Origin of the sequence: Corynebacterium sp. (genome assembly GCF_030532965.1) — a bacterium.
GTDB lineage: Bacteria > Actinomycetota > Actinomycetes > Mycobacteriales > Mycobacteriaceae > Corynebacterium.
In genome coordinates this window covers 21,237-33,484 of the sequence record NZ_JAUNKC010000024.1, presented here as the reverse complement: position 1 = coordinate 33,484, position 12,248 = coordinate 21,237, and the positions used below count along the sequence as shown (strand labels likewise).

Sequence of the window (12,248 nt, the reverse complement as noted above, 5' to 3'; positions counted from 1 at the left end):
TGTTTTATTTGGTGTACTTACATCAGCCCACACTACCGAAAACTGGTGTGGCGTGGGGCACAGCAACTTTGTAGCTACCGTAAATCCGTGAAGAAATCTGCCAAGAGAGCTGCGCATTCTTCCGACAAAACTCCGCCGTGCACTTCGGGTGAATGTAATACCTGCCTGTCGCGCACGACGTCGAAAACGGAGCCGCATGCGCCAGTTTTGGGTTCAAATGCGCCGAATATAAGCCGCTTCAGTCGGGCACCCACTATCGCCCCAGCGCACATAGTGCACGGTTCGAGGGTGACCACAAGGGTGCAGTCGGTAAGTCGCCACCCGTCGGTGTGGTTGCGGACCGCCTCACGGATCGCGATGATTTCCGCATGTGCTGTGGGGTCGCCGTCCGCTTCCCGACGATTCGTGCCCGTGCCGATCACCTCACCAGCCGGGTTAAACACGACAGCACCGACCGGTATATCACCAACCGGGGTTGTGCGTGCCACCGTGATGGCCTGACGCATCAACTGCGCCGCGTCAACCTGAAAAGTTGGCTGTGGCAGCGCCTGGGGGCGTCGAAAAGCGGGCGTGTCCACCGACTAGTCCAGCTTCGCCGCGCGGTTGAGTTCTTCCTCAAACCCCAATTCCTCAGCAAGCCGCTGAAGCTGCTCCGAAGCCCACCATTCGGTTTCGTCGCAAATAATGCTCAAGACCTGCTCCCCCACCCCGAGGTCAGCCAAAATGTCGAAATCACCTTCCGGCCACCCTTCGGTGTCGGCAAATTCGGCTTCCGAAATATCCGGGATTTCCACCCCTATTTCTTCCAAAACCACGGCGGCGAAATCATCCACCGCAGCCATGGACGCGTCCGACAGGAACAGTCGGGTTCCCGTTGGTGCTGGTCGCACGATCACAAAGTACTCGTCATCGACGCACAATAGCGCAAACGCAGCAGATTCGGCACGCAGATTACGCACCGCCTGAACAGAGGTGTCCAGCGACGAAAACTTGTCTTTAAACGGCCGGACTTCCCACGAACCTTCGCCGCGGGTAACAGTTACTGCAAAATTACGCTCCATACCGAATAACCGTAGTCGTTATGTGTCACACTTGTCAGGTGAGCATAAATGAAATTTCCCGCCCCGTCTGCATTCTCGGCCTCGGACTGATCGGTGGTTCGCTACTTCGCGCGCTTATCGACGAAGGCGTCATCGCCTACGGATTTAACCGCTCCCCCTCCGCCGCTCGCGCCGCCGCAAAAGAAGGCTTTGATGTCAGCGACAACTTAATAGAAACCCTCACTCGGGCCGAAGCTGACAATGCACTCATCGTTTTGGCTACCCCCATGCCCGCGATCGATTCGCTCCTGGAAGCCATCAATGAACACTCACCAAGCTGCGGTTTTACCGACGTTGTCAGCGTCAAAGGCGAAGTCTACGACCTCGTCAAAGCACGCGATATGCAAGCCCGCTACGTCGGCGGGCACCCCATGGCAGGCACCGCCAATTCCGGCTGGGAGGCTTCCTATTCGGAACTATTTCAGCGCGCAGTGTGGGTTGTCACCTTCGACCACGCCGCCTGCATGGGCGATGAATTAGAAGAAGACTGGATAAGCCTATGGGTGGACGTTGTTCACATGGCCACCAAAGTAGGTGCCGAAGTTATCCCCGCCCGGGTACAACAGCACGACGCGGCCGTGGCTCGCGTGAGCCACCTGCCCCATATCTTCGCCGAAACACTCGCGATCATCGGCGACAACGGCGGTGCGCTCGCGCTTTCCCTCGCCGCTGGCAGCTTCCGCGACGCCACCCGGGTCGCCGGCTCCGCACCGTCGCTTGTGCGCGCAATGTGCGAAACCAACAGCGTGGCGCTTCTCGACGCCCTCGACGAAGCACTCTCCTTGCTTAACGACGCCCGCGCCCACCTCGTCGAAACCCACCCCTCACTGGAAGAACTAGTCGATAACGGCTACCGATCCCGCATTAGATTCGAAGCCCGCTCCGGCCTCAACGTCGAACAGTCAGTCAGCCCCACCCCGGTATCCAACCGCCCAGTATTTCGTCTCCACCCCGGCGCGGACGGCTGGGTACGGCAGCTGATCCAGGCGGAAAGCCTCGGGGCGCGGATTGAAGCACTGTGGGAAAACGGGAAGGGGTAACGGCGTTAAGCTGAAAGCCTTTTAGGGGTGAGTAGTTTTCAGAAAATGGTGCAAAAGGATCCGGCGAAGGAAAAATGCGGTTACTCCTTGCCCCATACGTCAAAACCCCGCTTAGCGGGGTTTTGTGGCTGAAATAACTCTAGATACGGAGGCTACAACCCTAAAGCTGGCAGACATCTTTAGGTTTCAGGGAATGCGCTGGCTCGGTACTTTTAGTTATTTCTCTTCGCTGTGAGAATCTGATTCCGTTGGTTGAAAGCCAAATTTTGGGCGAGGGTACAACTGAAAATAGCGTTCTGGATCGACCTGGAGTAACCGGATGCGATCTGAATACAACGCGTCCGTGGATTTGGAAACTTCACTCATCACGCTTCTCCTTCCTCATAGTGGTGCCCCCCATTATCGCATGTTTGTTGGCGCGATTCCTCACGTTTTCCCTAACCACTATCGAAGGGGTGGTAAGCAAAAGCGAACTACAATGCCAATCGCATAACACTGGCTGGGCTTCGATATGAACGGGTCGATGAAAGAACCTCGACCGTTAGCAACTAAATGGTTATCCATTTCGGCATAGAAGCTAACCGTCTAACCCATTCCGTTTCGTCCAACCGCATCGGGGGTAAAAACGCGTTTTGGGGCCTTCTCGCCAAATCTGTTCCCAATCTGTTCCTTATGTGTTCCTTCAGTGTTCCCTGCGAGAAGCAACAACCTGCAACAACTTGCAACAATATCATTGGTGCTATGTGCGGTTTAGGCATGCGGAAACCCCAGGCCATTGTAGGTTTGACCTGGGGTTTTTAAGTGTGCGCCCGGAGGGATTCGAACCCCCAACCTTCTGATCCGTAGTCAGATGCTCTATCCGTTGAGCTACGGGCGCTTAGGGTTGCTGTGCAACAAGAAAGAACAATACACTCGTTACACAGTTTTGGCAAAATTGCAGTTAGATCGGCGTTTTAGGCGTCGAAAAGCACTGTGTCGCCGCTACCCCAGCACCATGCCGAATACTGGCACCGCCAAGAAGTACGTGGCGATTGTCACCAAGACAACGCCGATAATGTTGAGCCAGATGCCGCCCTTGATCATATCGCCGATTTTCACGAAGCCGGAACCATACGCGATGGCGTTTGGTGGGGTGGCGACCGGAAGCATAAAGGCACAAGTGGCAGACAGTGCGACCGGAATGGTGAGAAGGAGGATGTTTTGGTCGCCGTTGTGCGCCAGCCCGAGGCCGATGGCAACACCCGCCATGATGGGCAGGAAGGTAGCGGCGGTGGCGGTGTTGGAGGTGAATTCGGTAAGAATCAGCACCAGGGCAGCGATGGCGAAGATTAGCAGGATCAACGGCAGCGCGCCGAGGCCTTTAGCCAGTTCGCCGATCCACAGGGATAGGCCGGAGTCGGAGAACATCTTTGATAGCGCTAAGCCGCCACCGAAGAGTAGTAGCACGTCCCATGGGAGTTCGTTGGCGGTCTTCCAGTCCATGATGCGCACGCCGGTTTTCACGTCGGCGGGGACGATGAACATGAGCATTGCGGCGGTAAGGCCGATGGCAGCGTCGCTGATTTCAATTTTCCACCCGAGTTTGTCAATGATCAGTGGCACAAAAACCCAGGCCAGCGCAGCGCCGGCGAAGATAATGGCGGTGAGGGTTTCGCCGATTCCCATCTTGCCCATTTTCTGTAATTCAGCGCGGATCAATTCGCGACCACCGGGGATGGAGCTTACTTCGGGCTTAAAAATGGTAACCAAGGCGAACCACGCGATAGCCATATAAATCACCGCTAATGGCACACCGACGATCATCCATTGGGCAAACCCGATGTGGATATCGTGCGATTCCGCCATGTACGCGACCAGCATTGTGTTCGGCGGGGTGCCGATGATCGTTCCCAACGACCCGATGGAGGCGGCATAGGCGATAGCGAGCATCAGGCCGGTGGCGAAGCGTTTTTGGTTGCGCATGCCGCCGACCGTTTCGGCGGTCAATTGCAGCACAGAGACACCGATAGGCAGCATCACGACGGCGGTAGCGGTATTCGATACCCACATGGACAAGAACCCAGTCGCAATCATGAAACCGGCCACTAATTGCTTGGGTTTGGTTCCCACCAGAAGCACCACGCTAAGCGCTAGCCGACGATGCAGGTTCCACCGTTGCATGCCTAGCGCCAAGATGAAGCCGCCCATGAAAAGGAAGATTGTGGGCGAGGCGTATGGCGCAGCAATGTCTTTAAACGTGATCACCTGCGATAATGGGAACGCGATCAGCGGCACTAATGCTGTTGCCGCGAGCGGGATTGCTTCCGTCATCCACCAGACACCCATGAGTACGGCAACGGCAGCTGTTATCCGCAGCGCTTCATAGCTGACGTCGAGTTCGGGGTCGGCTTTGGCAACAACGTCCGCCGCCCCGGTTGGGAATACTAGATAGATAACAAGCGCTAGGCCCAGCCCGATAACCAGGCCAGTGATTTGTCGGCGCCATTCGGAAACGTCACGAATCTCAGCGTCTTCGGCGAGTGCATGCGAAGAGGATTCGTGGGTAATGGGGGTACTCATGATAGTAACCTTCGGTTGGGACAGACAGCTTCCCGCAACAGCCCCACTTTCAAGAAAAGCTGTTATTGAAAACCTATTTCTCCCTTAGCGTACCCATAAACCCACAATCCCCACAGCGTAAATATGGTTTTGTGCCCCTACATTTACGCTAATTTCCGCCTTTATTGGCATTACCTGCGGCCGAATTTATGCCAACCCCAAGCCCTTATCCCCCTATTAAGGGGCGAGCAAAAGGTTGATGTTAAGGTATTCCCAGACCCGGTTTCCTCCATTAGATAAAACTCACGTTGGATGGCGCGTCAGTCTTGCAACGCCACCCATCAAGGAGCGACCCAGCCTTCCGACATTAACGAGGGTTTAGCACTTGCCCCGTTGGACCTAAACCTGAGTGCATGTGCACCGTTTAGAAGGGGGTTAAGGGATGGAAAGGCGGAAAAGTGCGTATGAAAAACCCGTTTCGTATATGTCACGAAACGGGTTTAAGCTGCGGAGACGAGAGGATTTGAACCTCCGGTCCTTCGTTAAAAGGACAACTCATTAGCAGTGAGCCCCATTCGGCCGCTCTGGCACGTCTCCAGCTAGATTCATTATTGAATCCCGCCCAATATTACTCAATCCAGCGCCTAGTTCCAAATGTCCATAAAAATGGTGGTGCGGACGCTTCACACCAGGGGCGAAGTGGTTAGGATATGTTGCATGAATGCGCCGTTTATCCGCCCTGATGTCCGCACTATCCCGTCGTATGTCCCCGGCAAACGTTGGCCTAATGTGATCAAATTATCCAGCAATGAAGTAACCCACCCGCCCCTCCCGGCAGCAGTGACCGCCATGGCCGAGGCGGCGGCTGGGGCCAATCGTTATCCCGATATGGCGGCGACGGAGTTGGTCACTGCGCTCGCCGAACATCTAGGGGTTGAACCGTCGCAGGTAGCGGTCGGGTGCGGCTCCTCAGCGCTGTGCCAGCAGTTAGTGCAGATTACTGCGGGGCCGGGCGATGAGGTCATTTTTCCGTGGCGCAGTTTTGAGGCGTACCCGATTTTCACGCAGGTGACCGGCGCTACCCCGGTGCCGGTTCCGCTTGACGACGCCGGACGCAACGATTTGGTTGCTATGGCTGCCGCCGTTACGGAGCGCACCCGACTAATTTTTGTCTGCAACCCCAATAACCCCACCGGAACTGTTGTTGGCGAGTCGGAGTTTCTCGAATTCATGGCACAGGTCCCCGATCACATCATCGTGGCATTGGACGAGGCGTATTTCGAATATGTCCGCGCCGACGATACCCCTATCGCCACCGAGCTGATTGGGCGATTCGATAACCTCGTGGGGCTGCGCACGTTTTCAAAGGCATATGGTCTTGCTGGCGTCCGCGTCGGCTATGCATGTGGGCATCCTGCGGTGATCGAAGCACTCAATAAGGTGGCGCTGCCATTTGGCGTCAATGCGGTCGCGCAGGCGGGTGCTATTGCCAGCCTGAATGCTTGCGATGAGCTGTTAGAGCGCACCGACGAGGTAGTTGCGCAGCGTGATCGGGTGGCCACCCAACTCGGCGCGGCTATGTCGGAGGCGAATTTCGTGTGGCTCCCACTGCCGGATGCCCAGTCGGTGGCGGCACAGCTCGCGGAAGCGGGGGTGATTGTGCGGGCTTTCGATGAGGGACTTCGGATCACCGTAACCAACCAGGTCGAGTCTGACGCTTTGTTAACCGCCTGGAAGTCGCTGCAGGAGAGAATGTAAAAAGCCATGGGCTTGTTTTCTTCACCCATGGCTTTCAACCTGCGGAGATAGAGGGATTTGAACCCCCGGTAGGTTTCCCTACGCTGGTTTTCAAGACCAGTGCATTCGGCCGCTCTGCCATATCTCCTGATGTCTGGTTTGCAACAGACTTTTAAGAGTGTAGCGCATTCCGCCCGAATTTCACCTAACGTGGGTGAGTATGAAAGCAATATCCGTCACTGACGAGAAGAAACTACAGCTCACCGAAGCGCCTACCCCCACCCTACAACCCGGCGAAGTCCTCGTTGAAGTCCGTGCCGCGGGTGTCAATCGCGCCGACATCCTCCAGGCCGCGGGCCACTACCCACCGCCGAAAGGCGAATCAGACATCATCGGCCTAGAATGCGCTGGGGTGATCGTCGATCCGGGGACGACTGATCGCACAGTGGGCGAAGAAGTTGCGTGCCTCTTAGCAGGCGGTGGGTATGCTGAATTCGTTGCCGTCCCGGAGGGGCAATTGCTGCCGATCCCACAGGGCTATTCTTTCGCCGAAGCTGCCGCCATCGTCGAGGTGGCCACCACCGTGTGGTCGAATATTGGCATGTTGACCGGGCTTAACGCTGGGCAGACTTTCTTGATCCACGGCGGTGCGGGCGGCATCGGCACTTTCGCCATTCAATTGGCAAAGCACATGGGGGCAACCGTCGCGGTGACCGCAGGCAGCGCCGAGAAGCTGGAAACCTGTAAGAAATTGGGGGCGGATATCCTCATCAATTACCGGGAACAGGATTTCGCCGAGGTGCTCAAAAACAGCTGCGACCGCATCCTCGACATCATGGGGGCTAAGTATTTGGATCAAAACCTCACCGCCCTGGCGATGGATGGACATATGGTCACCATCGGTTTGCAAGGCGGGGTCAAGGGCGAATTGAATATCGGCAAACTGCTGACAAAACGCGGCACGATTTCCGCGACCGCGTTGCGGGCCCGCGATCGGGACGACAAAGCCAGAATCGTTGCGGACACCATCACGAATGTATGGCCACTGCTGGAATCAGGTGTGATTAAGCATCAGATTCACGCCACCCTGCCACTCGCGGAAGCACAGCGGGCACATGACATGCTGAAAAATGGCGAGGTGACGGGCAAACTCGTACTCACCATGGATTAAGGTGATCACCGGCCCGCCTAGGTGGCGTCGAAAAGCTTAGGCGGGGCGCAAAGCTTTAAGCTAACGACGCCAACACCCGCACCAGCTGGTCCACGTCATGCGTGGTGTTATAGGGGCCAAGACCAACGGTGATGGCACCATCTGTTTCCGCCAATCCCATTGAGGTCAACACCGGATCATCAGAGGCAATGGTGGTGACCATGCGGTTGGTTATCAACCGGTTGTGGATCGTCTCCGCCGGCACGCCTGGGATGCAGAACGTTACCCGCGGCACCCTAATCGCAGTGGAGCCAAAGGCCACCTCGCCGGTAACGCCAAAGACATGCAAGCGGGTCATGGCATTGAGCGAATCGGCCAGGTAATCCGCCAGGTAGCGCAGGTAACCACCTGCTTCTTCCAGACTCGTCATCAGCCGGTCCCGGCGACGCCCACGATCTTGTTCCACCAAGTTAGCAATGTGGTCGACGGCGGCGGGCACTCCGGCCGCCAATCCCGGCGCGACGTCGTTGATAAAGGCGCTCATATCCATCCGGGGGAACATGGAAACATCCCGCAGCGCCAGGGCCGCAACCTGCGGGCCGCCAAAAGCGGTGCAGTCGACCGCCACCATGTCTACGCCGAGGTCTTCTACCGCGATGGAGGAAAACCCAGCGAGCCCCGTGGCATCAACCAATACCCAGGCGCGGGAATGGTCCCGGACGTTTTCCGCGATACGGGCAACGTTATTCACCGTGCCCAACTGCGGGTGCACCGCCGATAGTGTCACGAGCCGGGTCGCCCCGGTGACCAGTTTTGCGTACTGCCATGCGGGGACTTCGCCGTTGCCGAGGTCGGGTTCGGCGTAGTGAACATCGGTGTGTTCGATCTGTCGAACGTCGGCGCGGGAGGCAAGGAGTGAGCCTCGGCGGAGCACCGGGCGCAACGCTTGATTCAGCCGTGAATATAAAACATCAAGGCTAGGGGCTAGCACAATTGCTTCGGGCGAGGTGCCGGTTAAATCTGCGATCGCGTACCGCGCGGAGGCGAATTGTGATTCTGCCCCCAATCGCCCTCCTTCGGGGGTAAGCATGTGGTTGCTCTTAAAGGGATCTGTGAATTCCACGACCGAGGAAAGCCGAAATCCGCGTGCAACTGCCGATGACACTCGCTCGGGTATTTGTGGCTGCGCATGGGCGCACAAATATGTCCAGCCATCACCAAGTGAGGTGTACAAACCTCGAACGCGGGCAACGTCAAAGACCATCAGTACTCCTTTAGTGTGTACACAACCAACGCATAAATAGTATGCCCTCCATGCCCATTTAGCGCACCAAGCCAGCTAAGCTAAACATTTGTGCAGGATCAAGAAGACTACAAAAAGCTCGACTCAGCCCTGAGGGCTAAATTGTCGAATCAAATTGACCGTATCACTGCGGCGGCCGCTTCGGACCCAGAACCGTCAGAATCTAAGACATTCAAGGCCGCATGGCACGATTTGCTTCGTGGTTTTAAGCAACACGAACTGTGGTTGAGTTTGGGGTGGCAAGACATCAAACAGCGTTATCGCCGTTCGGTGTTAGGCCCGTTGTGGATCACCATCGCTACCGGTGTGATGGCGTTGGCTCTTGGTCTGTTGTACTCGGTTTTGTTTAAAATTCCGGTAGCCGAATTTCTCCCCCACGTCACAGTTGGCTTAATCATGTGGACGTTTATTTCAGGCTGCATCAAGGAAGGAGCCCAGGTTTTCATCGAAAACGAAGGTCTTATTAAGCAATTGCCTTCAGCATTGTCCGTCCATGTGTACCGGTTGGTATGGAAACAAACGTTGTTTTTAGGCCATAACCTGGTTATCTGGGTAATCCTCATGCTTATTTTCCCCCGCGCCTTGGGCTGGGATTTATTGCTAGCGATCCCCGCGATGCTGCTGTTGATCGCCAATGGCGTGTGGGTTTCGATGTTCTTCGGCATTATCGCCACTCGTTATCGCGACGTCGCCCCGCTGCTGGAAGCAGGAGTGCAGTTGTTGTTCTATGTCACCCCGATCGTGTGGATGACCCAAACGCTTAAAGACCAAGGCGGGGCGATCTCGGAACGGGCTAAACTCGCGCAGCTTAACCCGCTGTACCACTACATGGAGGTGGTGCGTGCGCCGCTGATTGGAGCCGACTTGCCAACATATCACTGGTGGGTGGTGCTTGCGTGCACCGTGGCTGGTTTGGCGGTGGCCATGCTGGCCATGCGCCAGTGGCGGTTTAGGGTTAGTTACTGGGTTTAAGGCAGGAGTTTTTCAATGGTTTCGATCGATACCTACAACGCGTGCGTAGACTTCCCTATTTTTGACGCGAAGTCCCGTTCGATGAAAAAGGCATTCCTTGGGGCGGCCGGTGGCGCCATCGGCCGGAATAAAGACAACACCGTTGTGGTGGAGGCGTTGAAAAACGTCAATCTGCATCTTCGGGAGGGCGACCGGGTGGGCCTGGTTGGCCACAACGGTGCCGGTAAATCCACGCTGCTGCGCCTGCTGTCTGGAATTTATGAACCAACCCGGGGTTCCGCCCACATTCGGGGCCGGGTCGCACCAGTTTTTGACCTGGGCGTGGGAATGGATCCGGAGATATCCGGATTTGAAAACATCGTTATTCGGGGGTTGTTCTTAGGCCAGACCCGGAAGCAGATGAAGCAGAAAATGGATGAGATCGCCGAGTTTTCCGAGTTGGGTGATTATCTGGCCATGCCGCTTCGCACCTATTCCACCGGCATGCGAATCCGATTAGCGTTGGGTGTGGTTACCTCCATTGAGCCGGAGATTTTGCTTCTCGACGAGGGAATCGGCGCGGTGGATGCCGCATTCATGGCCAAAGCGCGCACCCGGCTCCAAGAGCTCGTGGAGCGTTCCGGCATTTTGGTGTTTGCCTCCCACTCCAATGACTTCTTGGCTCAGCTGTGCGATACCGCGCTGTGGGTGGATCATGGCGAAATCCGGCAGGCTGGCCCTATCCCCGATATCGTCGAAGCCTACGAAGGCGAAGGAGCAGCCAATCACGTGCGCCGGGTCCTTATGGATTTAGAGAAGCAAAAGGCCCAGGCTAATCCCTAAGTGGTGTAGAACACCGCCACCTGGGCGGTGGTTGTACTACTTCTGTCGGTCCGCCTGCGTTAAGCCCAGCATCGCCCCCAGTTCGGGGCGAACGCCGTCGATGGTGACGACGACGTTTGAACGTCGATAAGCTTCCGGCGACAGCGCCGCCCCGATGACTGGCTGCAACGATCCGTCATAAACCGGGCTGGTTCGATCCGTGGGGAAAACGCTGTACCCGAGTTTTTCGCTCACCCGCGCAGACGCGATATTGCCCTCATGCCAGCCGGTTTCCACCCGGGCGGCGCCGAAGACATCGAAGGCGAGCTGGATTAATGCGTGGCGCATAAGCGAGCCGTAGCCGGATCCCTGGTGCTTGTGAAACACCCAAGAGCCAGTTTCCACGGTGCGGGTCTTTGCGAAATCAGTCGCCCGTATGTCCATCCCACCGATAACCTCACCGGTATTGGCGTCGCGTGCGACGAAATCCAAGGACCAGGATTCCGGTTTTAATTGCGCGCGATTATTCCACCGGAATTGGAAAGATGCGGCAACCCGCTCCGGATACGGAGCATTGAGCCACACGAAAGCATAGGACGGCACTTCCGAGCCGTAAATATCCGCTTCGGTAATGTCGCTCAATTCAACCAGATCGTCATCACGAACAACCCGCAGAATGATAGAGCGCTCACCGTCCGTGGCGGTCATGGTCAGCGCAAACGGCGGCCAAAACTGTGCCAAAGTATCCATTCCCCCACCTTAGCCAATGCCGAAAATTCGCTGCAACCAGAATTTTATTCATAGCCGCCGGGCTAGACTATGCGGTTCAAATATTCCTAGACTAAGTTGTCTGCCATGACAGATCTTTGGCAATTAGCCCACACCTTACGCACCGAGCACACCTTCGTCGATCTCACCCACGCCTTCCAGGCCGGACAGCCCCGGTTCCACCTGCTTCCCGACGAAGAACGGACCACGCTATTTAACGTCCCGGAACACGGATTTGAGGTCACCCAATACAGTTTCGTCGGCCAATGGGGCACCCACGTTGACCCGCCCGTACACTTCGTGGCGGGCGCACGCACCTTGGACAATATCGACGTCAAGCAAATGATTCTGCCGCTGGTGGTCCTGGATTTCACCGCCGAGGTCGCCGACGACGCAGACTTCACGCCAACCATCGCCGACATTACGCGGTGGGAAGAACAACACGGACAGATCCCGGCGGGTGCCTTCGTGGCGTTTCGCTCCGACTGGTCCAAGCGCTGGCCTGATCCGGAGCTGGTGGCCAACAAAGACGCCGACGGCATCGCCCACTACCCCGGTTGGACTCCTCACGTTATCGAATGGCTCATTACCGAACGCGACATCACCGCCATCGGCCACGAAACCACCGACACCGACCAGGGCATCGTGGTGTCCGGCGGCGCGCTCCCAGCTGAATTGCTGCTGCTCCAACACGATAAGTGGCAGATTGAGCTGTTAGCCAACCTGGACCAAGTGCCTGCCACCGGTGCACTCATCGTGGCTACCTGGCCGAAACCATTAAACGGCACTGGCTTCCCGGCGCGCGCCTTCGCTATCGTGTAAACCACCCGCACATCACC

General features: G+C 56.6%; 11 protein-coding genes and 3 tRNA genes. 6 read left to right on the top strand and 8 right to left on the bottom strand.

Going from position 1 to position 12,248, the window contains the following annotated elements:
- Window positions 1-74 precede the first annotated feature (74 nt).
- Both Q4D85_RS10655 and Q4D85_RS10650 read right to left on the bottom strand, forming a co-directional pair.
- The gene (locus tag Q4D85_RS10655; RefSeq protein WP_303200337.1) at window positions 75-506 is read right to left on the bottom strand and encodes a nucleoside deaminase; all 432 of its coding nucleotides are present in this window, start codon (window positions 504-506) and stop codon (window positions 75-77) included.
- Between the two features lie 75 nt (window positions 507-581).
- Window positions 582-1,061, bottom strand: coding sequence for a tRNA adenosine deaminase-associated protein (locus Q4D85_RS10650; RefSeq protein ID WP_303200312.1), 480 nt, complete (start codon window positions 1,059-1,061; stop codon window positions 582-584).
- A gap of 38 nt (window positions 1,062-1,099) precedes the next feature.
- Between Q4D85_RS10650 and Q4D85_RS10645 the strand changes: the two genes are divergently transcribed.
- Window positions 1,100-2,140 (top strand): prephenate dehydrogenase, encoded by a 1,041-nt coding sequence (locus Q4D85_RS10645; protein WP_303200311.1) that lies wholly within the window; start codon window positions 1,100-1,102, stop codon window positions 2,138-2,140.
- A gap of 804 nt (window positions 2,141-2,944) precedes the next feature.
- Here the strand turns inward: Q4D85_RS10645 and Q4D85_RS10640 are convergent.
- From Q4D85_RS10640 to Q4D85_RS10630, 3 genes are all read right to left on the bottom strand, one after another.
- Window positions 2,945-3,017 (bottom strand) — tRNA-Arg (locus Q4D85_RS10640).
- 104 nt (window positions 3,018-3,121) lie between these two features.
- A complete protein-coding gene (locus tag Q4D85_RS10635) occupies window positions 3,122-4,699 on the bottom strand; it encodes a DASS family sodium-coupled anion symporter (RefSeq protein WP_303200309.1) in 1,578 nt (525 codons plus the stop codon).
- Between the two features lie 487 nt (window positions 4,700-5,186).
- Window positions 5,187-5,275 (bottom strand) — tRNA-Ser (locus tag Q4D85_RS10630).
- A 120-nt stretch (window positions 5,276-5,395) separates the two neighbouring features.
- On the opposite strand from Q4D85_RS10630, the gene hisC reads away from it, so the two are divergent.
- Window positions 5,396-6,436 carry a histidinol-phosphate transaminase gene (gene hisC, locus Q4D85_RS10625; protein ID WP_303200307.1) on the top strand — a complete coding sequence of 347 codons (1,041 nt, stop codon included), beginning with the start codon at window positions 5,396-5,398 and terminating at the stop codon, window positions 6,434-6,436.
- Window positions 6,437-6,478: 42 nt separating this feature from the next.
- Here hisC and Q4D85_RS10620 read toward each other — a convergent pair.
- Window positions 6,479-6,563 (bottom strand) — tRNA-Ser (locus Q4D85_RS10620).
- A 72-nt stretch (window positions 6,564-6,635) separates the two neighbouring features.
- On the opposite strand from Q4D85_RS10620, the gene Q4D85_RS10615 reads away from it, so the two are divergent.
- Window positions 6,636-7,586 carry an NAD(P)H-quinone oxidoreductase gene (locus Q4D85_RS10615; RefSeq protein WP_303200305.1) on the top strand — a complete coding sequence of 317 codons (951 nt, stop codon included), beginning with the start codon at window positions 6,636-6,638 and terminating at the stop codon, window positions 7,584-7,586.
- Between the two features lie 55 nt (window positions 7,587-7,641).
- Here Q4D85_RS10615 and Q4D85_RS10610 read toward each other — a convergent pair whose 3' ends face one another.
- Entirely contained in the window at window positions 7,642-8,829 is a 1,188-nt protein-coding gene (locus Q4D85_RS10610; protein WP_303200304.1) for an aminotransferase class V-fold PLP-dependent enzyme, read from the bottom strand.
- 141 nt (window positions 8,830-8,970) lie between these two features.
- Between Q4D85_RS10610 and Q4D85_RS10605 the strand changes: the two genes are divergently transcribed.
- A complete protein-coding gene (locus Q4D85_RS10605) occupies window positions 8,971-9,840 on the top strand; it encodes an ABC transporter permease (RefSeq protein ID WP_303200335.1) in 870 nt (289 codons plus the stop codon).
- 15 nt (window positions 9,841-9,855) lie between these two features.
- Window positions 9,856-10,662: an ABC transporter ATP-binding protein gene (locus tag Q4D85_RS10600; protein ID WP_303200302.1), complete on the top strand. Its 807-nt coding sequence runs from the start codon at window positions 9,856-9,858 to the stop codon at window positions 10,660-10,662.
- Window positions 10,663-10,698: 36 nt separating this feature from the next.
- On the opposite strand, the gene Q4D85_RS10595 is transcribed toward Q4D85_RS10600, so the two are convergent.
- Complete coding sequence (locus Q4D85_RS10595; RefSeq protein WP_303200300.1) at window positions 10,699-11,391, bottom strand: GNAT family N-acetyltransferase; 693 nt, start codon at window positions 11,389-11,391, stop codon at window positions 10,699-10,701.
- A 105-nt stretch (window positions 11,392-11,496) separates the two neighbouring features.
- Here Q4D85_RS10595 and Q4D85_RS10590 point away from each other — a divergent pair, with 105 nt between their 5' ends.
- Window positions 11,497-12,231 carry a cyclase family protein gene (locus Q4D85_RS10590; RefSeq protein ID WP_303200298.1) on the top strand — a complete coding sequence of 245 codons (735 nt, stop codon included), beginning with the start codon at window positions 11,497-11,499 and terminating at the stop codon, window positions 12,229-12,231.
- Window positions 12,232-12,248: the final 17 nt, after the last annotated feature.

What these genes read in the sequence shown, in the direction of transcription:
- Q4D85_RS10595 (WP_303200300.1), bottom strand. Translation starts at nt 11,391, where the DNA reads ATGGATACTTTGGCACAGTTTTGGCCGCCGTTTGCGCTGACCATGACC.
- Q4D85_RS10655 (WP_303200337.1), bottom strand. Translation starts at nt 506, where the DNA reads ATGCGTCAGGCCATCACGGTGGCACGCACAACCCCGGTTGGTGATATA.
- Q4D85_RS10590 (WP_303200298.1), top strand. Translation starts at nt 11,497, where the DNA reads ATGACAGATCTTTGGCAATTAGCCCACACCTTACGCACCGAGCACACC.
- Q4D85_RS10615 (WP_303200305.1), top strand. Translation starts at nt 6,636, where the DNA reads ATGAAAGCAATATCCGTCACTGACGAGAAGAAACTACAGCTCACCGAA.
- Q4D85_RS10610 (WP_303200304.1), bottom strand. Translation starts at nt 8,829, where the DNA reads ATGGTCTTTGACGTTGCCCGCGTTCGAGGTTTGTACACCTCACTTGGT.
- Q4D85_RS10650 (WP_303200312.1), bottom strand. Translation starts at nt 1,061, where the DNA reads ATGGAGCGTAATTTTGCAGTAACTGTTACCCGCGGCGAAGGTTCGTGG.
- hisC (WP_303200307.1), top strand. Translation starts at nt 5,396, where the DNA reads ATGAATGCGCCGTTTATCCGCCCTGATGTCCGCACTATCCCGTCGTAT.
- Q4D85_RS10600 (WP_303200302.1), top strand. Translation starts at nt 9,856, where the DNA reads ATGGTTTCGATCGATACCTACAACGCGTGCGTAGACTTCCCTATTTTT.
- Q4D85_RS10635 (WP_303200309.1), bottom strand. Translation starts at nt 4,699, where the DNA reads ATGAGTACCCCCATTACCCACGAATCCTCTTCGCATGCACTCGCCGAA.